Origin of the sequence: Ruegeria lacuscaerulensis (assembly GCF_013033355.1) — a bacterium.
Taxonomy (GTDB): domain Bacteria; phylum Pseudomonadota; class Alphaproteobacteria; order Rhodobacterales; family Rhodobacteraceae; genus Ruegeria; species Ruegeria lacuscaerulensis_A.
Genome location: NZ_WQDY01000006.1, coordinates 28,942 through 50,524, shown reverse-complemented (window position 1 = coordinate 50,524; position 21,583 = coordinate 28,942). Strand labels below are relative to the sequence as shown.

Annotated in this window: 17 protein-coding genes; 8 read left to right on the top strand and 9 right to left on the bottom strand. The window is 56.9% G+C overall.

What is annotated here, in order from left to right; genetic code table 11:
• Positions 1-3: 3 nt before the first annotated feature.
• The 4 genes from melA to GOW48_RS12170 form a co-directional block, all read right to left on the bottom strand.
• Positions 4-1,344: an alpha-glucosidase/alpha-galactosidase gene (melA, locus tag GOW48_RS12185; protein WP_170754112.1), complete on the bottom strand. Its 1,341-nt coding sequence runs from the start codon at positions 1,342-1,344 to the stop codon at positions 4-6.
• A gap of 22 nt (positions 1,345-1,366) precedes the next feature.
• Positions 1,367-2,215, bottom strand: coding sequence for a carbohydrate ABC transporter permease (locus GOW48_RS12180; RefSeq protein WP_170355113.1), 849 nt, complete (start codon positions 2,213-2,215; stop codon positions 1,367-1,369).
• Position 2,216: 1 nt separating this feature from the next.
• The gene (locus GOW48_RS12175) at positions 2,217-3,140 is read right to left on the bottom strand and encodes a carbohydrate ABC transporter permease (RefSeq protein ID WP_170754110.1); all 924 of its coding nucleotides are present in this window, start codon (positions 3,138-3,140) and stop codon (positions 2,217-2,219) included.
• 96 nt (positions 3,141-3,236) lie between these two features.
• On the bottom strand, positions 3,237-4,496 hold the full coding sequence (locus tag GOW48_RS12170) for an ABC transporter substrate-binding protein (protein WP_170355111.1): 1,260 nt from the start codon (positions 4,494-4,496) through the stop codon (positions 3,237-3,239).
• Positions 4,497-4,635: 139 nt separating this feature from the next.
• Between GOW48_RS12170 and GOW48_RS12165 the strand changes: the two genes are divergently transcribed.
• The 8 genes from GOW48_RS12165 to GOW48_RS12130 all read left to right on the top strand — a co-directional run bounded on the left by GOW48_RS12165 (position 4,636) and on the right by GOW48_RS12130 (position 14,528).
• Entirely contained in the window at positions 4,636-5,442 is an 807-nt protein-coding gene (locus tag GOW48_RS12165; protein WP_170754109.1) for an IclR family transcriptional regulator, read from the top strand.
• Entirely contained in the window at positions 5,439-6,497 is a 1,059-nt protein-coding gene (locus GOW48_RS12160; RefSeq protein WP_170754107.1) for an ABC transporter ATP-binding protein, read from the top strand. Before GOW48_RS12165 ends, GOW48_RS12160 begins: the two co-directional genes overlap by 4 nt.
• Before the next feature lie 153 nt (positions 6,498-6,650).
• Positions 6,651-7,610 (top strand): dihydrodipicolinate synthase family protein, encoded by a 960-nt coding sequence (locus GOW48_RS12155; RefSeq protein WP_170754105.1) that lies wholly within the window; start codon positions 6,651-6,653, stop codon positions 7,608-7,610.
• Positions 7,601-8,533 (top strand): 4-hydroxyproline epimerase, encoded by a 933-nt coding sequence (locus tag GOW48_RS12150; protein WP_170754103.1) that lies wholly within the window; start codon positions 7,601-7,603, stop codon positions 8,531-8,533. Before GOW48_RS12155 ends, GOW48_RS12150 begins: the two co-directional genes overlap by 10 nt.
• Positions 8,530-9,768 carry an NAD(P)/FAD-dependent oxidoreductase gene (locus GOW48_RS12145; RefSeq protein WP_170754101.1) on the top strand — a complete coding sequence of 413 codons (1,239 nt, stop codon included), beginning with the start codon at positions 8,530-8,532 and terminating at the stop codon, positions 9,766-9,768. Before GOW48_RS12150 ends, GOW48_RS12145 begins: the two co-directional genes overlap by 4 nt.
• Positions 9,769-9,777: 9 nt before the next feature.
• The gene (locus GOW48_RS12140; RefSeq protein ID WP_170754099.1) at positions 9,778-10,803 is read left to right on the top strand and encodes a trans-3-hydroxy-L-proline dehydratase; all 1,026 of its coding nucleotides are present in this window, start codon (positions 9,778-9,780) and stop codon (positions 10,801-10,803) included.
• Positions 10,804-10,914: 111 nt separating this feature from the next.
• Entirely contained in the window at positions 10,915-12,075 is a 1,161-nt protein-coding gene (locus tag GOW48_RS12135) for a tetratricopeptide repeat protein (RefSeq protein WP_170754098.1), read from the top strand.
• A gap of 239 nt (positions 12,076-12,314) precedes the next feature.
• Positions 12,315-14,528, top strand: a complete 2,214-nt coding sequence (locus tag GOW48_RS12130) for an NADP-dependent isocitrate dehydrogenase (RefSeq protein ID WP_170754095.1) — start codon at positions 12,315-12,317, stop codon at positions 14,526-14,528.
• 227 nt (positions 14,529-14,755) lie between these two features.
• Here GOW48_RS12130 and GOW48_RS12125 read toward each other — a convergent pair whose 3' ends face one another.
• The 5 genes from GOW48_RS12125 to GOW48_RS12105 form a co-directional block, all read right to left on the bottom strand.
• A complete protein-coding gene (locus GOW48_RS12125; RefSeq protein WP_170355103.1) occupies positions 14,756-15,862 on the bottom strand; it encodes a transporter substrate-binding domain-containing protein in 1,107 nt (368 codons plus the stop codon).
• A 44-nt stretch (positions 15,863-15,906) separates the two neighbouring features.
• Complete coding sequence (locus GOW48_RS12120; RefSeq protein ID WP_170754093.1) at positions 15,907-17,169, bottom strand: transporter substrate-binding domain-containing protein; 1,263 nt, start codon at positions 17,167-17,169, stop codon at positions 15,907-15,909.
• 19 nt (positions 17,170-17,188) lie between these two features.
• Positions 17,189-17,977, bottom strand: a complete 789-nt coding sequence (locus GOW48_RS12115) for a PP2C family protein-serine/threonine phosphatase (protein WP_170355101.1) — start codon at positions 17,975-17,977, stop codon at positions 17,189-17,191.
• 3 nt (positions 17,978-17,980) lie between these two features.
• A complete protein-coding gene (locus GOW48_RS12110; protein WP_170754091.1) occupies positions 17,981-18,997 on the bottom strand; it encodes an FHA domain-containing protein in 1,017 nt (338 codons plus the stop codon).
• Positions 18,998-19,204: 207 nt separating this feature from the next.
• Positions 19,205-21,346, bottom strand: coding sequence for a serine/threonine protein kinase (locus GOW48_RS12105; RefSeq protein WP_170754082.1), 2,142 nt, complete (start codon positions 21,344-21,346; stop codon positions 19,205-19,207).
• Between the last annotated feature and the right edge of the window lie 237 nt (positions 21,347-21,583).

Below are 21,583 nucleotides of genomic sequence, written 5' to 3'. Positions count from 1 at the left end.
CTTTCAAGCGGCTTTGGCGGGCTGGCACCAGTCCGGCAACCAGTCGGAATGCGCGGTCAGCAGATCACTGACCAGATGGCGGATCTGGCGCAGGTCCAGCTCGGCGGCGGTGTGGGGGTCCATCATCGCGGCGTGATAGATGTGTTCAGGGTTCTGGTCGAGCAGCGCGCGGACTGTCAGTTCCTGCACGTTGATCTGGCTGCGCATCAGCGCGATCAGTTGCGGCGGGATGTCGGTCACGACCGAAGGCTGCACACCGTTGCTGTCCACCAGACAGGGGGTTTCGACCGCAGCGCCCAGCGGCAATTGCGGGATTTGGCCCGTGTTGGGCAGGTTGCCGTAAGCGAGATAGGGCGTGTCAGTGACAATGGCGTTCATCAGGTCGGCGGCGAATTCATGGCTGCGGGTCACGTCGATATCGCGCCCATCCGTCAGGGTCTTGGCCTGTTCCTGCCAAGCGGCGACCTGCTCCTCGCAGCGGGTGGGATATTCGTCCAGCGGGATCGAGAACTGCTCGATCAGGTCCGGGCGTCCGTCCTTAATGAACCATGGCACATATTCGGCCAGATGTTCAGAACTTTCAGTGCAGAAATACCCCAGATGATCCATCACCTCATACCGCACCTTGTTGGGGCATCGCGGCATCAGCAGCGGTGGCTTCGGAATTTGCCCACTGGCATATCCCTGCCGCAAGGTGGGGTAGAGGTCGCGCCCCTGATGCTCTAGCCGCAGGAAGAAGGCAACGTGGTTCACCCCGGCGACCTTGTAACGGATGTCGTGCTTGGGCAGATCCAGATCATGGGCCAGCTCTTCGACTGTGTTCTGGACCGAATGGCACAGGCCCACATGCTTCAGCGCCGGAAATTGCTCGGCCAAGGCCCAGGTGTTGATGGCCATCGGGTTGACATATTGCAGCAGGGTGGCGTTGGGGCACAGCTGCATCATGTCCTGTGCAATGTCCCACAGCACAGGCACCGTGCGCAGCCCGCGCATGATGCCGCCTACGCCCAAAGTATCGGCAATGGTCTGGCGCAGGCCGTATTGCTTGGGAATTTCGAAATCCGTTACCGTACAGGGTTTGTAGCCACCGACCTGAAAGGCGGTGATCACGAAATCTGCACCCTCCAGCGCCGCACGGCGTTCGGTGTGGGTGGTGACACTGGCCCCTGTGCCAACTGATCGGATCATGGCGCGAGCGACGACCTCGCTTTCGGCCAGACGGTTGGGGTCGATGTCCATCAGGGCAAAGTGGCTGTCGGCCAGAGATGGGGTCAGCAGCGCGTCACCCACGATATTTTGCATAAAGATGGTCGAGCCCGCGCCGATAAAGGCAATCTTTACCATGTTGCAAACCTCTGATTTGATGTCATTTCACGGCCCCCAGCGTCAGGCCTGCGATGAAGTGTTTCTGCATCAGGAAGAACATGGCCACAGGCGGCAGGGCGGCGACGATCGAACCCGCGCTCATCAGTTGGTAGGCTGCGCGGAACTGGGCGTTGAAGCTGGTAATGCCCGCCGTGACCGGCTGGCTTTCGGCGCCTTGGGTCAGCACGACGGCCCAAAAATAGTCGTTCCAGATGAAGGTGAAGATTAGCACGCTGAGCGCCGCAATCGCCGGTTTCATCAGTGGCAGGACCACGTACCAGAAGATGCGGACCTCGCTGATGCCTTCAACCCGCGCGGCTTCGATCAACTCGAACGGCAGGGCGCGGATGAAGTTGCGCATGAACAGCGTGCAGAACCCGGTCTGGAACGCGATGTGGAACAGCACCAGCCCGGTTTTAGTGTTATAGAGGCCAAGTTCCAGCGTCAGGTCGCGCACAGGTACCATCAGGATCTGGAAGGGTACGAAATTGCCGGCGACGAACAGAAAGAAAATCCACAGGTTCGAGCGGAACTTGTAGATGCCCAATGCAAAACCGGTCATGCAGCTGAGTGCCACCGCGCCGATCACGGTGGGGATGGTGATCAGGAATGAATTCAGCAGGTAGCGCGGCATGTCGGAATTGAAGAACACCTGCCCATAGTTGACTGCGCCCTCAAAGCTGGAGGGCAGGCCCCAGTAGTTTGCATTGGTGAAGTCTGCCGCCGGTTTGACCGAAAACAGCGCCACCGCCAGCAAGGGCCCCAGCCACAACAGCAGGGCAATGGGCAGCATGGCCTGATAGGTGATCTGGGCCGCGCGGGGTTGTTTTTCTATGGGTTTGGGGAACATGTCAGTGCCCCCTTTCTTCGCGGTACATCGACCACAGGAAATAGGCGATGAAACACAGCATGATCAGGAACAGGATCACGGCGATGGCAGCGCCATATCCCATGCGGAAGCCGTATTCGGACAGGGCGACCTCGAACATGTAATAGGCCAGTACGCGGGACGATCCGAACGGGCCGCCCTGGGTCATGATCGAGATCAGGTCAAAACTGCGCAGCGCGCCGATGATTGTGACGACAAAGGCGATGAAGGTGGCGGGGCGCAGTTGCGGCAGGATGATGTGCCACAGCATCCGCCAACCTTTAGCACCGTCCAGACGTCCGGCCTCGATCTGTTCGGGGTCCACGGCGTTCAGGCCGGTCAGGTAGAGGATCATGCAATATGCCGTCTGCGGCCAAAGGCCGGCGACGATGATGCCATAGGTCACGAACCGCTCATCCCCCAGCACGTTCAGCGGACCTAGGCCAAAAAAGCTCAGAAACTCGTTCAGAAGGCCGAAGGTTGGGTCGTAGAACCATGTAAAGACCAGCCCCACCACGACCTGAGAGATTACGAAGGGAAAGAAGAACAGAGACTTATACAGGCGAATGCCCGCAACCGTCTGGTTCAGAAACAGCGCGATGAACAGACCCGCCGGGATCGCGGCCAGATAGAGGATCAGCCAGATCAGATTGTTCTTGAGCGAGGTATAGAACGCATCCCGGTCGACCCATTCCCAATACAGGTCTTCGTAATTGCGAAACCCCACATATTCCGCCGCGCCCAGCCCGTCCCATTCGTAAAGCGACAGGTTGAAAGACTGAAAGACCGGGATGATCACATAGACCATGAAGAACAGCAGGCCGGGGGCCAGAAACAGCCACGGTGCGATACGCTGTTGGTTTCTGTGGAACCAGCTTTCTTGTTCGGGAACGTCGACAGCGGACATTTTGGATCTCGGGGTTTGGTCAATGGAGTAAGGCGGGTTGGCACCCGCCTTACGCAGGTTCTGGATCAGAGCGGGCTTTGCCCCGCTCTGCCCGGATTAGTTGTCGTAAATACGCTGGCGTGCGCGTTCCAGCTTGGCCAGGATACGGTCAGCGTTGTCTGGCTTGACCATGAATTCCTGGAACCCTTCCATCGATACTTTGGCCATTTCAGCAGGCGCATCACGATCCCAGAACTGGGCAACGCCGCCGGGGCTGTTCGATGACAGCATGTTGAAGCCCTGCTGCAGGAACTTGTCATTGTCCACCGAGGATTTGGCGTTCACCGGCAACTGACCAAGGTTCGAACCGTTGTTGATTTCGGTCTGTTCATCAGCCGAGACCACAAAGCGCAGGAATTCACGTGCGGCTTCTTTGTTCGAAGCATTGGCAGGGATGTGGAACGTGTCGGTCGGCGCGTCCTCGGCCAGTTCAACGTCCGGGTTAATGGCCACGAACTGATAGAAGTCCAGCTGGTCGTCGGACAGGCCTGCTTCACGCAGCGGCGCCACGGCGAAGTTACCCATCAGATATGCCGCTGCTTCGCCATTGACCATGAAGGGCAGGGCTTCTTGCCAGCTATAGGTCTGGTGATTGTCGATGAACGCGCCCATGTCGATCAGCTGTTTCCAGTTGGCGAAGGTCTGTTTGACGCGGTCGTCTTCCCAGCTGATTTCGCCATTGGCGAGCTGGTTGTGAAAATCGAAGCCGTTGGTACGCATGTTCAGATAATCGAACCAGCCACCTGCGGTCCAAAGGAACTTGGTACCGATCGTGTAGCAGGCGCGGCCTGAATCGACGATCTTCTGGCAGTTCGCCAGTTCTTCTTCCCAGGTGGTCGGCTCGGACAGGCCCAACTCATCAAAGATGTCTTTGCGGTAGTAAACGCCCCACTGGTAATAGGTATAGGGCACGCCCCACTGCTTGCCGTCGATGGTCATCGCACCTTTGGTCGAGGCAAGGTTTTCCGCGATCTCAGGCTCCGCCCATAGGTCCGAGACATCTTCGAACAGGCCAGCTTCGACATAGGGTTTCATACGGTTGGCCGCATACCAAGTGGCAACATCAGGCGTGTCAGCCGTCAGGAAGTTGCGGATCTGCGTTTTGTACGCCTCACGGTCGATCACCGTGGTTTCGATTTCCAGTCCGGGGTGCTCGGCTGCGAAACGGTCGATCATCGCTTCCATCGTCGCGCGGGGCGCCGGGTTCGATGTATCGAGGAAGATTCGCAGCTCGCCGGTCAGTTCGGCATATGCCGGAACAGCAAGTGCAACGCTCATGGCCAGCGCGGCCGTTGTGCGCTTGTAGATGGAATGCATGGTTTCCTCCCTTAGCTTCCATATGGTTCCATATTGTGGAACTCAGTTTTATATGTTGAAAACTACACATCGACTCGGTTAGTCTTGTCAAGACCCTCGTGGCCTCGGCCATTGGGTAAGTGGAGGAGAATGCGCGCCCGTGGCTGGTGACGGAACGATAGGTAAAGCATGTGATGTGCTGGATCAGGTTGCGGCTTTCGCGCGTCCGGTTCGCTTTGGCGAATTGCTTGAACACAGCGATTTCCCAAAGGCCACGCTATATCGGTTTCTCCAATCGCTGACCAATCAGGGTATGTTGTCTTATGACCCCGACAGACAGACTTATGCGCCGGGGCTGCGTCTGGTGCGTCTGGCCCACGCAGCGTGGACACAAAGCTCGCTCGCGCCGATTGCCCGGCCATTTTTGGACGCGCTTAGCCGTGAAACCGGGGAAACTGTTCATTTGGCGCAGCTGGATTCCGGTCAGGTTCTGTACGTAGACAAAAGAAACGCGACGCAGCCGGTCGAAATGTTTTCGCAAGCGGGGAAGGTGGGTCCTGCCTATTGCACGGGTGTCGGCAAGGCAATGATGGCACATTTGGAACCGGACCAACTGGCCAAAGCTCTTTCACAGCAGAGCTTTTACCGCTTTACAGACAAGACGCTCGCATCCGAGCAGTTATTGGTTGCTGATTTGGTTGCGATCCGAGAGCGCGGATATGCTGTGGATGATGAAGAGCATGAGCCCGGAATCATCTGCGTTGCCTGCCCGGTTTTGACAGAAGGGGGGCGCATGTTGGGGGCCATCTCGATCACCGGGTCAACTGAGCGGATGAGTTTTGCCCAGCTACAAGCTTGGGTGCCTCGGGTCCGCCGTGTGGCCGATCAGATCGGAGCTGAGGCGCAGTCATGGCGGTTCCCGGAAACCCGCCCAAACGGAAATAGCGACAGGATGCAAGGGACATGACAGGGGTCACTCTGAACGGTGCGATCAAGCGATATGGCGAGACGCAGGTTATTCATGGAATCGATCTGCAGATCGAAGACGGAGAGTTTTGTGTTTTCGTTGGCCCTTCAGGGTGCGGTAAGTCCACACTGCTGCGGATGATTGCTGGACTTGAGGAAACCACCGAAGGCGAAATCCACATCGGCGCAAGAGATGTGACACATCTGGACCCAGCCAAGCGTGGCGTTGCGATGGTGTTCCAGACTTACGCACTCTATCCGCACATGACTGTGGCCGAGAATATGGGGTTCGGTCTGCGCATGAACGGCGTGGCGAAAGCCGAGATAAACCAAAAAGTTCAAGAGGCTTCAGCTATTCTGAAGTTGGATCAATACCTGAAACGGAAACCAAAGGCCTTGTCCGGCGGTCAGCGTCAGCGTGTTGCCATTGGCAGGGCCATTGTACGCGGTCCCGACGTGTTCCTGTTCGACGAGCCGTTGTCGAACCTTGACGCCGAATTGCGGGTCGAAATGCGGGTTGAGATCGCGCGCCTTCACAATGAAATCGGCGCAACCATGATCTATGTGACCCACGATCAGGTCGAGGCGATGACTATGGCCGACAAGATCGTTGTTTTGCGAGACGGTCGGATCGAACAGGTTGGTGCTCCGATGGATTTGTACCGCGACCCAGACAACAGATTCGTTGCCGGGTTCATTGGTTCGCCAGCGATGAACTTTTTGGAATGTAACGTGGTTGATGGCCGTGTAACGCACCCCGCGTTCAATCATCCTGTACCGGTGACGTCTTCTGTCCCCGCAAATGCGACGAAAGTGACGTTGGGGATACGGCCTGAGCACCTTCTGGTCGATCGTACAGGTGATACCTGCACCGTGGACCTGACCGAAGCGCTTGGCGGTGTCAGCTATTCTTATCTGTTGACCGCAAATGGCGACAAGCTGATCATCGAAGAGCGTGACGATGAACGCAGCAAGCAAGGCGCACGAATCGGAATCTCGTTCTCGGCCGAGCGGGCGATGTTGTTTGACAACGAAACAGGCGAACGGCTGCGATAGTCTTTGTAGATTTTGGGCTAGAAGGGCGTCGTGCATTGAGTTCGACGCCTTTTTAGCTATTTGAGTGTGGATTTTGTATCCAATATCCGATAACGCAAAGAAAAGCAGCGCATGCGCTGCGTTCTCAAACTTGTGTTTTCGAAGGATTGTCCGATGGCCACCAACGTTTTTACCGGCACTATGCCCGCGCTCATGACCCCATGCACAGCGGATCGCCAGCCGGATTTTGACGCTTTGGTTCGCAAAGGACGTCAGATGATCGACGCAGGCATGTCGGCGGTTGTCTATTGCGGCTCGATGGGGGATTGGCCGCTGTTGACTGATGCCCAACGCATGGAAGGGGTAGAGCGTCTGGTCGCTGCCGGTCTGCCCGTCGTTGTCGGCACCGGGGCAATCAACACCAAGTCCGCTGTTGACCATGCCGCCCACGCACAAAAAGTCGGAGCTGTGGGGCTGATGGTGATCCCACGTGTTCTGACCCGTGGTAGCTCTCCGACTGCGCAGCGGAACCACTTCAAAGCGATCCTGAGTGCCGCGCCCGACGTGCCCGCGATTATTTACAATAGTCCCTATTATGGGTTCGCAACGCGCGCTGACCTGTTCTTTGCTTTGCGCGCGGAACATCCCAACCTGATCGGTTTCAAAGAGTTCGGGGGCAAGGCTGCCCTGCGATATGCGGCTGAAAACATCACCAGCCAAGACGATCAAGTCACGCTTATGGTCGGGGTTGATACCGAGGTTTACCACGGTTTTGTCAATTGCGGTGCCACCGGCTCGATCACCGGGATTGGGACTGCATTGCCGCGCGAAGCGCTATTGCTGGCCGCGTTGTCTAAAAAGGCAGCCAAAGGCCACGCGGAAGCCCGCCAACGCGCACAAGAGCTGACCGAGGCCATTCATGTATTGTCCAGCTTTGACGAAGGGCCGGATCTGGTGCTCTACTACAAACACCTGCTGGTTCTGAACGGGGAAGAGGAATACCGTCTGCACTTCAACGAAACAGATGAACTAACAGATGCACAACGCAACTATTGCGAACAGCAATACGCGCTGTTCGGTGCATGGTTCGCAAACTGGTCGAAACAGGGTGGAGTGATTGCTGAATGCATGTGATCGACAGCCATACCGGCGGGGAGCCCACGCGGGTCATCCTTGACGGCGCGCCGGATCTGGGGACTGGTCCATTGGCTGACCGTGCACGGAGGTTGGAGTCCGATCATAGAGAGTTCTATCGCTCCGTCCTTCTTGAACCTCGTGGACAACCGGCAATGGTCGGTGCTTTGTTGGTTGAACCGGTCGACCCGACCTGCGTGACTGGTGTGATCTATTTCGACGTGGATGCGGTGTTGGGCATGTGTGGCCACGGCACAATCGGGCTGGCGGTTACACTGGCTCATCTGGGTCGCATTGATGTCGGAGAGCACCGAATTGAAACTCCTGCCGGTGTAGTGGCGGTTACTTTGCATGACGAAAACACTGTGACAGTCAGAAATATCGAAAGCCGACGGGTCCATAGTGACGTGACAATAAGCGTACCGGGCCACGGTGAAATCGTGGGCGACGTTGCCTACGGGGGCAATTGGTTCTTTATCGTTGATCCCAGCCCGATCCCCGTAACGTCTGACAGAATTCGCGCGTTGACCGATCTGACTGTTGCCATCCGCAAGGCGTCGATCGCTCAGGGCATCGGGGGCGAAAAGGGCGAGCTGATTGATCATGTCATCCTTCAGGACACGCCAATCGACCCGGATCTTCACAGCCGCAACTTTGTGCTGTGCCCGGACGACAATTATGACCGTTCGCCTTGCGGGACGGGATGCTCGGCCCTGTTGGCTTGTATGGCGGCAGATGGTGCTTTGGTCCCAGGCGAGGAAATCGTTCAACAAAGCATTATTGGTAGCACGTATCGCCTGTCGTATCAGCCTGGCCACGAAGGTGGAGTTATCCCTTCGATTACCGGGCAGGCTCATATAATGGCTCAGGCCAATTTGATTTTTGCCGCAGCTGATTCGTTCCGCAACGGCATTCAGTTATGACTCAGCAAGTTGTTGTCATTGGGGCCGGAGTCATCGGCATCACAACCGCGCTGGAGTTACAGCGCCGGGGACACTCGGTGCTGGTGCTGGACAAAGACGGAGTCGCCGCGCAAACCTCGGCCGGAAATGCCGGGGCTTTTGCCTTCCCCGAGGTCGAACCGCTGGCGACTCCAGGCATCATGCGCAAAGCGCCGAAATGGTTGCTGGACCCACTGGGCCCGTTGTCGATACCTCCAGCCTATGCGTTCAAGATTGCACCTTGGATGTATCGCTTTTGGCGAGCTAGCCAGCCGTCGCGCTATACGGATTTGTTGGGCGCGCAGTCGAACCTTATGAAGATTTCCAGCGCCGCTCTGGAGCGACTGATCCCTTCTGTCAATGGCGAAGAGATGATGCAGCGCGATGGGCAACTGCAATTGTATGAGTCCCAGACCGAATATCGCGCCAGCCTGCCAACCTGGGATCTTAGACGCGCGCACGGAATCGAATTTGAACTGCTTGAGACACCCGAGGCGATCGCCGAGAAACAGCCGGGACTTAGTCGACGGTTCACCCATGCTGGTTTCACCCCGAACTGGCTTAACGTGATCGACCCAAAGCAGTGGGTCGACCATTTGGCCAAATCGTTTCGTGAAAGGCAGGGGCGGATCGAAACGCGCAATATTCGCGCGTTGACTCCGTTAGAACATGGTGTGCGGATAACCGTTGACGACGGGACACTGGACGCAACAAAAGTTGTTGTGGCTGCGGGTGCCTGGTCGCATCATCTGGCGCAAACACTGGGCGACCATATCCCGCTAGAAACCGAGCGCGGCTACAACACAACCTTGCCACCCGGCGCTTTCGATCTGCGGATGCATCTGACCTTTTCAAGACATGGGTTTGTCGCCAGCCGCATCAACGGCGGCGTGCGCATTGGTGGTGCGGTCGAATTGGGTGGGCTGACTTTGCCTCCTAATTTCAAGCGCGCCGACACGCTGCTGAACAAAGCGACTCAATTTCTGCCGGGGTTGAACACGGCGGGGGGAACGCAATGGATGGGCTTCAGGCCATCCCTGCCGGATAGTATCCCGGTCATTGGGGCGGCTGCGCACGCACCTGATGTCATCTACGCCTTTGGGCATGGGCATCTGGGGCTAACTCAATCTGCGGGTACGGCTGAACTTGTAGCAGGGTTGGTCGACGGCGATGAACTGCCCATCCCGATGACGCCTTACGCGGCTACTCGATTTTAGAGAGGTCAAATGCGCAGCGTCAAAACACTCCACGTCATATCGGCCCATGCAGAGGGTGAAGTGGGTGACGTCATAGTAGGGGGTGTGTTGCCCCCGCCCGGAGATACCCTGTGGGAACAGCGCTCGTTCGTTGCGCAGGATCAGACTTTGCGCAATTTTGTTCTCAATGAACCCCGCGGTGGTGTCTTTCGCCACGTGAACCTTTTGGTGCCGCCCAAACATCCCGAGGCGGATGCCGCATTCATCATCATGGAACCCGAAGATACGCCGCCCATGTCCGGTTCGAACGCGATCTGCGTTGCCACCGTTTTGCTGGACAGCGGTATGATCCCGATGCAAGAGCCGGAAGCGCATCTGACGCTGGAAGCGCCGGGAGGTCTGGTAAGGGTTCGTGCTGAATGTCGCGATGGCAAAGCCCAACGTATTCATGTTCGGAACCTGCCCAGTTTCGCGGACAGAATTGCCGCTACACTGGATGTGCCCGGTGTAGGGGAGCTGGTCGTTGACACAGCATATGGCGGCGACAGCTTTGTCGTGGTCGACGCGGCGACATTGGGTTTTGATATCGTAGCGCACGAGGCTCGGGATCTCGCGCGCATTGGGGTAGCGATTACCAACGCTGCGAATGAACAGTTGGGTTTTACCCACCCTCAGAACCCGGATTGGACCCATATCTCATTCTGCGCGTTTTGCGGCCCGGTTCAGGCGACTCCGACTGGCTTGACCGGAAAATCTGCCGTGGCGATTCAACCGGGCAAGATCGACCGCTCGCCAACGGGAACGGCTGTCTCGGCTCGAATGGCCTTGATGGCCGCCAAGGGAGAACTGGCTGTTGGTCAAACATTCGAGGCCGTTTCGATCATTGGTTCGCGTTTCACAGGCCGCATTACCGGGCATGCGGATCTGGAAGGCAGACCTGCAATTATCCCAGAGATCAGCGGCCGGGGTTGGATCACCGGCACCCATCAGCACATGCTGGATCCCGATGACCCATGGCAAGGCGGGTATCGGTTAAGCGACACTTGGGGCGTTTAGACGACACCGTGCCTTGCAGGCATCACGTGCGATCCGTTTCACGGCTCAAACCTTTTTTGCGGCAGGCCTCATTTCTACCTTAAGGAAAGTTTTCTATGCTAAAGGATCCTCATGAAAATTCGGGTTGCCGCCCTATTTATTGTCGCAACCGCGCTGCTGTTATCAGCAAACGCGCCGTCTCAATCCTCGGTCAATTATTCCGAGCTTTCGCTGACTTGTTTCGGCGGCAAGGCAAAGCACACCCAGGCAGTGTCTGCGTGTACGGCGCTGTTGAATGGGAACGGAGCCACCGAGGCCAATCGTAATGCGCTGTTTAGATTCAGAGGGCGGGCGTACTATCGCGACCGGCAATTTGACATGGCGGTTGCGGATTACACTCGTGCTTTGGCGGTGTATCCCAATGACGCAAATTCATTCTTAAGACGCGCGTTCGCCTATGACGCCCTTGGTGACACTCAGGCGGCAGCAGCGGATTACGACAGCGCGTTGCAGATAGATCCTGACAGTTTGTTTGCCCTGTACCGCAAATCCGGTTTTGACAGACGGAACGGGCGCCCGCACGCTGCAAGGCGCGGGTTGCAAGCGGCCCTGAAGATTGACTCAGGCTATGGCAGGGCGGGTTATGAGTTGCTGGATCTAAGCTATGAGTTGAACGGCTTTGACGGGGTCGAGGCATTTCTAAAACAGGCCAAGGATCGCTGGCCGGACGAAGACTGGGTGTACTTCTCTCAACTGCTTTACGATCTGAAATACACCGGGAACCGCGACAGCGCGCTTGAGGCGGCACATAACCTTGCGCGGCTAGAGCAGGGCAAAACATCAGATTTGTACTGGCCGGCTTTGGTTCATCTCAAGATCGGTGATGAGAACAAGGGGATCGAATATATAAAGAAGCTTGCCGTCCTTCAGAAGGGTGACGTTGAAAAAGTTAAGGGCACCTTTTTCACGCGATGGTATGACGCAGCGATTGATTGGTATATGTGGCGCGGCGAAAGAGAGTTGCTATCGAGCGGTCGGCTTTTTGCTTTGGCAGGCAGGCCTGACTTGGCGAAATCAGAATTGGAATCGGCGCTGCACAGGTTCGGATATGCCGGGCGAATGTGGGTTTTGAACTGTTTGTTTGCCCCGGCTGGCCTTTCCGTTCCATGGGCGGCCTATGCCGGGTCCGAAGATCATTTGGATCAGTTGGTCCAGGACTATGTCCTACGAGTTGCCTGGGACATGAGCTTCTTCCAACTTGAGAAACCGGTGTCGGAATCGACTGACCAATAGTTGCGTTTTTTCCTTCGGTTTGTGTTTTTGTCGTGCTGGATGCGGAACAATCGACCCACCCGTGTCAATTTGCGCCCCAGATAGGGAATTGATCCCAAGGCGATCCTGATTTAAGGGAGGCCCTGTCAAATCAGAGTCACCGTTGGGGCGGTAATCTTGTCGCGCCCCGCTTTGGCCACGCAGAAGTGGCCAGCTCTTGGAACGCACGCCCCGAAAGGCTTTAAAAAAGGTAAAAGAATATGGCAGATAAATCAGACTTCGACATATTGTATACCATTGTAGACGAAGCGCCCGAACTGGCCAGCGCCTCGTTCCTGCCCATCATTCGCAAATTCGCATCCGCCGCGGGCGTGAGCGTTGGAACCAAGGATATTTCTCTGGCCGGGCGCATTTTGGCGACCTTCCCAGAGAACCTTACAGATGCACAGCGCATCACCGATGATCTGGCCGCTTTGGGTGAGCTGGTGAAAACCCCCGAAGCCAACGTGATCAAGCTGCCCAACATCTCGGCCTCGGTCCCGCAGCTGGTGGCCGCCGTCGAAGAGCTGCAATCACAGGGTTACGACATTCCGAACTATCCCGAAGAACCTTCGACCGACGAAGAAAAGGCCATTCGTGCGCGCTATGACGCCATCAAGGGTTCGGCCGTGAACCCGGTTTTGCGCGAAGGCAACAGCGACCGTCGTGCCGCAAAAGCAGTGAAAAACTACGCCCAAAAGAACCCGCATTCGATGGGTGAATGGGTCTCGGACAGCAAAACCAAAGTGTCGTCCATGTCCGGCAATGATTTCTACGCAAACGAGAAATCGGCCACCATCACCGCCGCCCAGGCAGGCGATGCCAAGATCGAATTCGTGGGCAAAGACGGCACCACCACCGTTCTGAAAGACGGCTGGCCGCTGGCCGAGGGCACCGTGGCCGACGCGACATTCATGTCCGTCAAAGCTCTGTCCGCGTTTCTTGCTGAGGCCATTGAGGACACGAAAAAAGACGGCACCATGTTCTCGCTGCATATGAAGGCCACGATGATGAAGGTCTCGGACCCGATTATATTCGGCTATGCGGTTAAGGCGTGGCTGGCTCCGGTGTTTGACAAATTTGGTGCTGAGCTGGATGCGCTGGGTGTGAACCCGAACTCGGGCCTTGGTGATCTGCTGGAGCGGGTCAAAGACAATGCCGAGATTGTAGCCGCCATCGACGCGATTAAGGCCGACCGTCCTTCCATGTATATGGTCGACAGCGACAAGGGCATCACCAACCTGCACGTACCGTCGGACGTGATCATCGACGCCTCAATGCCCGCCGTGATCCGCGCGGGCGGTAAAGGCTGGGATGAGGCCGGTGCCAAAGGTGACACCAACTGCGTGATCCCCGACCGTTGTTATGCACCCGTCTATGACGAGACGATCAACTTTTTCAAAGCCAATGGCGCGCTGAACCCGGCCACTGCCGGTGCGGTCGCCAATGTGGGCCTGATGGCGCAGAAGGCTGAGGAATACGGCAGCCACCCGACCACGTTCCAGGCACCTGCCGACGGCACTATCCGTATCGTTCTGGCCAATGGCGAGACGCTGCATTCGCACGACGTCGAGCAGGGCGATATCTGGCGGTCCTGCACCGTCAAGAAAGCCCCGATCGAGAACTGGATCCAGCTGGCCATGGACCGTCAGCGCCTGACCGGGTCCGAAGCGATCTTCTGGCTGGACGCCAATCGCGCCCATGATGCTGAACTAATCAAATACGTCACACCGGCGCTTGAGGCGGCTGGCGTGGCTGACAAGTTCATGATCCTGGCCCCGCGTGAAGCGACCCGTCAATCTCTGGAGACGATCACCACAGGCAACGACTCGATTGCGATCACCGGAAATGTGCTGCGCGACTATCTGACCGACCTGTTCCCCATTCTGGAACTGGGCACCTCGGCCAAGATGCTGTCCATCGTCAAACTGATGAATGGCGGCGGCCTGTTTGAAACCGGTGCGGGCGGTTCGGCCCCAAAACATGTGCAGCAGCTGGTCGAGGAAAGCCACCTGCGCTGGGACTCGATGGGTGAATTCTGCGCGCTGGGTGAATCGCTGAACTTCCTGGCCGACAGCAAAGGCAACGCCAAGGCAGGCGTTCTGGGTGCTGCGGCCGAGGCCGCAACGCAAGGTATTCTGGATCACAATCGCTCGCCCAGCCGCAAAGTTGGCCAGCCCGACAACCGCGACAGCCACTACTGGTTCGCCCGTTACTGGGCCGAGGCTTTGGCCGCGCAATCGGACGATGCCGAACTGGCCGCCGAATTTGCACCATTGGCGACGGCACTTGCAGACGGAGAAGAGACGATCCTGGCGGAACTGGCATCCGCGCAAGGCAGCGCTGCTGATCTGGGTGGGTACTATCACACCGATCCGGCTAAGACCGCAAAGGTTATGCGCCCGAGCGCAACTTTGAACGGTTTGATCGATTAACATCGGTTGGCCCGCGTTATGGCGTGAGGCGCAAAGAAACTAGAAAAGTAAAAGGGGCCGACCCCCAAAGTCGGCCCCTTTTAGAGTGAGTGGAGAGGTAGAAACCTCACCGGGTATGTTAGCTGCATCCTGTACTTCCAGAAAAGTCTGGTAATTGGGGGATTCCCTTAGGGGCTGGGTAGTCTAAGAAAGGGCTGGTTTTTCAACCGGCCCTTTCTTGTTTAGCCTTAGTTGGACGCTGCGTTGAGCTTTTCGTTCTGCTCGCGCAACGTATCCGAGATGATCGCGTACCATTCGCCGGATTCGCGCATCTCGTTAAGACCCTTGTTCATCATCGCGATGTATTCACGAGCGAACGGGTTGGTGCGGTGCGCCAGGAAGCTCATCGACGACAGTGTTGAGACATACGGGTTTTCTACGATGTCGCTCGAGGTCAGGCCCATGTCTTTCATGGTCGCAGCGAACAGTTCCACTTCGAATGCGGCGACATCTGCAGTACCGGTCAAAACCGCATCCAGGCATTCGCGTGCCGAGTTTGGTTGAACCACAGTTGTGTTGTCGTAGTTCAGGCCAACTTCTTCAAGAACGACCATGCTCCAACCCTGCATACGGCAGACAGTTGCACCTTCGAAATCTTTGAAAGTGGTGGCGTTTGTGTAGTCACTTTCGGGCAGGGTATAGAAGCCGCCAACCACATCATAAACCGGCACCGAGGCCACGAATTGCGTACAACGTGCTTCGGTTTCGGGGGACCATTCATAGGTGCGGTTCGTGCAATCCGGCACAGTCCAGGCGATCGAAATGTCAAACGCGCCGAGTGGCAGCAAAGTTTCCAGGTGCGAAGACCAGTCATCGACAAAGCTGACAGAATAGTCACGCTGGTTGCCCGCACGCTGTAGGCTGGTTGTCGCCAGACGGGTCATAATGCCGCCGCCGCTCAGGCCTTCAGTGGTGAAGGGCTCCCAGCCGTTGCCCGCAACCATTTTGATGGGCGGCGCATATACGTTCGAACGTTTGACGCTTGCCGCGCGCTGTTCTTCGGCTGCAATGATCTCTTGCGCGGACTGACCGTTGGGAAGGCTGCCATCTTCACAGGGCAGAGCCAGAACAAGGCCGGGTTCCAGAGCGTTCGGGTTGGTGATGATGTTGCGGTTCGCGTTGAAGATCGGCTGGTAGTTCGATGTGCCATAGGCTGCGATTGCAATGGTCGCCATCGTGTCGCCATCGGAAACGGTGTAGTTTGTGCAGGCTTCCTGTGCCGCGGCGGCTCCGGCGCTCAGGGCAGTGACGGCGGTGGCCGACAGCGCAACTTTCTTCAGATCAATATTAAACATGTCCTCATCCTCCAGACATTATTGTTGTTAGGCCAATTGGGGCCTTAGCCATTTTCCATTTGATACCGCAGAGCGTTTGACACGATGTCGCGCCACTCTCCGGATTGCTGCATGATCGCCAGACCCTGGTTGAGCGTCTCAAGGATCGCTTCCCCATCCGGATTATCTTTGTGGGTCATGACGTTAAGCGACTTGATCGCCGCAAGGTTGGGGTTTTCGATGATGCGGTGTTCGTATCCCAGGCGCGATATCGCCTCGACAGCCAGATGGGCTTCGATTGCCACGATATCTGCGCGGCCTTCCATAACTGCATGAAAACAGTCGTCAGGGGACACTGGGCGCAAAAGTGAGATTGCCGGTTCGTAAAGGCCAACCGCGTCCATGTGGGACAACGTCCAACCTTCGGGTCGGCAGATCGTGGTGCCGGCGAAATCAGCATAGGTCAGGGTCTGTTCATAGCCAGAACCTTCGCGTGCGAAATAGGTGTCGACCACTTCGTAGAATGGGTTCGAGAAGTCGTAGGTTTCGCAACGGCTGCGGTCTTTTTCCGACAAGGCCGCGGGTTCGTCGCAATTCGGTCGCGACCAAGGGAAGGTTGCGTCAAAGGCCAGTGTCGGCATCAGAAGGTCCAGATGCGAGGACCAGTCGTTGACGAACTGGATCTTGTATCCCTGTTCCGGCGCTGCACGTAGCATCGCGGTTTCCACAAGGTTTGTGTATAGCCCCCGATGCGGCAGAGCTTCGTCTGTGAAAGGTGCATAGTTGCCGCCGGTAATCAGCAACAGCTGACGGTCGCGAATTTCAGGCTGCTCGCTTTCATCCGCATCCCGGATCAGCGCGGCCGCTTCGGCGCGAGCGGCTTCAATTTCCTGGCGGGCTGCAGCTTTGGCTTCCAAAACTGCTTCCTGGCTGGCTTGCTCGGCTTCTGCTTCGGCTGCCGCGACGCGCGCTTCAGCTTCAGCAATGGCCTTTGCAGCACGTTCTTCTGCGGCCTTCACCAGTTCGGACGCCATCTCGGCGGCCATTGCCTCAGCCTCGGTTGCAGGGGGTGTGGGGGCCCGGCCTACATCTTCAAGACAAGGCAGGGTTAGTACGTCACCCACACGAATTACGTTCGGATTGTTCCCGATTACGTCGCGGTTGGCGTCAAAGATGATGCCAAAATCTTCGGTCGAATAAACTTGAATAGCCAGCTCGCGCAGACTGTCGCCGCGCTGAATTTCGTAAGTCGAGCACGCCTCTTGCGCCGAGACGGTGCCGGTCGCAGCCGCAAGAGCCAGGCTGGAGATGATCAGATGAGGTCTCATGTGTCCTGTCGCTTTGCCTTTAATCGTTTCTTGTCAGTTTCAGAACTGCGATGGACGCATTGTCCTGATCGGGGTCGTTTTTGTCGCGCAAGGCGCGCCACAGCGCGTCTGCGATATCTTGTGCCAAAGCCTTCGACTGCGTCTGCAGGATGTGCTCAATCTCGGGGTTGCTAAGATACTGAAGCCCATCACTGCCAGCGATCAGTACGTCCGATGTGGTCAGTTCCAGCGGGAGTTCAGGGCAATCCACTTTCGGGATAGCGGCACCCATGATGACCGAGGTCAATTGGTTCCGATCCGGGTGCGACAGCGCCTCTTCTCGGGTCAACTTGCCCTCGGCCTGTTGCGCGTCGATGATCGGCGCCATCGAGTGATCTTCGTTGACTTGCCGCAACATTCCGTCCCGAAACAAATACAAGGGGCTGTCGCCAATCGAGATCCAAAAAACCCGCTGTTCCAAAAGCAGGATGCCCAGCATGGTTGAACCCATGTTGAACCCCTCACCCTGTTCTTCGGAATGCTGTGCCACGGCGGCATTGGCCTGCATGGCGGCCAATGGCAACGCGTCGATCAGCGCACTCTCGGACGGTACGGTTTCTTCCAGTTCAGCGTCCAGCGCCTCGCGCCAGGCGGTTATGACAAGTTCTGATGCTACATCGCCCGCCGCGTGCCCTCCCATGCCATCGGCGACCACGATATACCCGGCTCCCGCTGCATCGAACATGCGGGCAGCGACCGCGTCTTCCTGCGATTCACGCCGACCCTGATCTAGGATCAGCGCAATGTCATATGCCGGGGTTGCCAGCATCTATCAGGCGTCCCGCCAGTCAAAGCCATCATCGCAGAAGGCCGCGAACCGAACTGAGGTTTCGCTGATGCGGATCAAGTCGCCGCTGTTCAGCGCTACGGTGCTAAGGACGGGCTTGCCGTTCAGGCGCACCAGATTGGCCTTGCCGCCATGACCCAGATAGCATTTGCGATCTTCGGGGTCATAGGCGATGACAGCGTGGTTGCTGCGGGAAATGCCGGTGTCGCCAAAGTCCAGCTGAATGGCCTGATCGTCGTTGCGCCCGATTTGCATCAGGCCCTCTGTCAGCGTTATGCAGGCTCCGCGTCCTGGGCCGGCCGTCACAACCAACCAACCAACCGGGAATGTTTGCTGCGCGCTTTCCGTCTTGGCCACTGGTTCGGATGTTTCCATCAGATCCTGCACATGCGTGTCGGCACGCTCAAAGCCCAAGAAGGTGGTTTTGACCCGTCCACGACGATCCGATTGTACCGCTTGCGGGGCGGGAGGTGTCTCAACCACCTCGGCTGTGGTTTCTTCTGACTGAGGCGCCAGAGGTCCATCGACCACTTCCGCGGTAACTTCTTCGATCTGGGCTGAGGGTTCCTCGGCAACGACTTCGATCACGGGTTCCGAAGTGGTGGCGTCGACCAGAACGACCTCGGTTTCGGCAATGGTTTCCTCGGTGGCGACGTGGAGCGTTACAATTGGGTCTTCTTCGACCTGTTCTGGCTCAATCTCGTCTGCAGGCTCGTGCGCTTCGGCAACAACTTCAGACAGGATTTTGTCATCCGAGGTGTCGGCCACGGGTTCATTCTCTGCGAACTCTGGCATGTCCTCTTCGGGAAGCAGATCTTCTGTGTCTTCGTAGCTACCCGATGACGGCATGTTGTTACCCGCCAGAGCGACTCGCAGCGCATTGAAATCCGCAATCGGTTCGGGTTTGTCAGCGCTGACCTCGGTAACCTCTTCGGTTTCGGGTTCTTTCGGCTTGCCGGCACCTTCTAGAAGCCGGCTCAGAGGGCTTTTGTATTTGAACATGGTGACGACACCTTTGCTTCTGTGCACGGGACTTCAGTCCCATGGGGCTGCTACTCACCTTCGCGCAGGTCTGCGCAATGGCACTGATGATTGGAAACCGTAGTCACTGTTACTTTCCGCGACGGGCCGGGCCCCGACAGAGATGTACGAACTTGCGCACGATCCTCAGCAAACACACACTGGCGGATACAAAACGAACCGGGTGAATTACTCCTGCGCTAGTTGCATGACGGCATCGGTTTGGGCTCCGTTGCGCAAAACGGTCAGGCGGGCTTGTGGTTGGTTCTCGGCGACCAGAGCCGTCAGCATTGCATCCAGGCTTTCAGGGCCATCCAACACATTTCCCGTCTGCGCTTCCGATACCAAAACATCGCCTTCGCGCAGTCCGCCTGCAGTGTCAGTCGGTACTGTCTTGACTATCGTTGACCACCCCTGGCCGTCTGAATTTCGGATTGTCAGGCCATAGCCGTTTTCCAGGCCGACCATGCGCATCGCCGGCAATGCCAGAAGGCCGTTCATCGCTCTTTTTTCACCCAGCGGACGATACCGAGCTGTGACGCGGATATAGCCATCGGGGTCGACGTTCAGGTCGTTCAACACCTGTGCTGCAAAACTTGCGTCGGACTGTACTGGCTCTCCGTTGAGGGTATAGATTGCGGCGCCACGTTCGACCCATTCGCCGATCACCGACATATCTTGTGTCGGGTCGATTCCAGTGACGGCGATTACATTGCCAGTCGAGACACGCCGTTTGGAAATCTGAAATGGGATTTCCACGTCCCAATGTGAAAAGGCGAATTGAACCTCGGCAAGAGTAATTGGGGTGTCATCCGCAGGGGCAGGGAGTTCGGCTGTCTGGGCTTCTGCCTCTTGTGTGACAGCCGGTTCAGCCAGGGTCTGCTCGACAGGTTCCGGCTCTGACTCCACCTGCTTGGGTGTTTCTTCGATCGCGACGTTGACTGCGTCGTCTGTTGTGGCTGGTTCTGCAACTTCGGCTTCATCTATAGCGGCGGGTTCCGGGATCTCGGCGGCCGCCTCAATCTTCGCGAGGGCGACCTCGGGGTCGGTTGGCTGTATTGCAGGCTCGTCTTTGCCCGACATTGCGAAATAGCCGCCCGCGGCTAGGGCAATAGCAACAACCGCAACACCGGCCATCATTTTAGCCCCGCCGCCTGAGCCGTTCTTTACGATCGTGTCAACTGCGACCGGAGGCTCCTCGGGTGCTTGAAAAGTCGCCAGTTCGTCCTCTTTCTTGTCTTCATGACCCAGGGCGATGTCAGGATTACCCGCAAGCAAGGCTGTCACGACAGCCTCGGCGTTTTCGCTTTCTGCTTTGACCCGAGCTTTTTCTGCCTCTTCGTCCAAACGATCCATCGCGACGATGACGGAAACAGGGCGATATTCAAACGTATCGAACATCACGCCGGGGCCGCGGAACATACGCAACCAGTCCAATGCCGTTTGCAGACGGTCTGTAGCGTGAACCTCCATCGCTTTGTCGATCGCTTCCAAGAAGCCGTCGGGATATCCCTTGTACCGTCCAGCCAGAGGAAGGTACGGATCTTTGGTGCCATTGTTGAATGCGTTCAACCGGGATTGCCCATCGACCGGACGCTCGCCACTGATCGCGTGATACAAAGTCGCCGCCAGTACATAGAGATCGCTGCTGGGGCCTTGTTCTGCCCCGCGTACGTAAAACTCATGCGGAGAGTAGCCGTCTTTGATCACCCGCAGTGTCAAAAGTGCAGCAGACTGGTTCGCGGCCTGCTCGCGGGCGGCGCCAAAATCGATCAGTTCAGGTTCACCGTTGCTGTCAATCAGGATGTTGTCGGGCGAGATGTCGCGATGCAACATTCCACTTTGGTGGATGAATGACACCGCCGACAACATTTTCTCGGTTACCTGAACAATAAAGTCAGGTCCGGCGTTGTTGTCGGGATTCTCGACGTAGTCCAGAAGATCGCAACCCTGGATGAAGTCCATTGCAATGTAGGCGGTGTCGTTGTCTTCGAACACCTGATGCACGTCGACAATATTGGGATGGACCAGCCGTGCGTGATTGCGGGCTTCCTGAATGAACAGATCAATGATTGCGCGCAAGTCTTCTTTTTGCCGGGGGTCGATGGGTTCGACCGCATCACCGTTACGCTGGCAAAGAGCGCCCGGATAGCATTCCTTGATCACGACCTCACGGTCCAGGCTGTTACGCGCCAAATATGTGATCCCAAAACCGCCATTGCTGAGAAACCGCAGGATCTCGTACTGGCCGCGCAATAGCTTTGCGCCCGGTTGCAGACCTTCAATTTTAGGTTCGTCGTGCGTCGCATCGACAGCCTGATTATGGCTCATTTCTTCCCGCCCATTCTAATCATTTTGCGGCCGCATTTTTGCTGAAACAGCGCGTCAACTCACAAACAAACACAACCGCAGGACAACTAAGAATGTTAGACGATTCAAATTTGACTTTATTGGGGCCGCCTCATGGCTTCACTGAGAACGGGAAGGTGCAATAATCAACATCTGGTGGTGCGCTAAGGCAGAAGTCTAAATGTTGATGTGTTGGTGCAAAAGAATGCGGACTGAAGG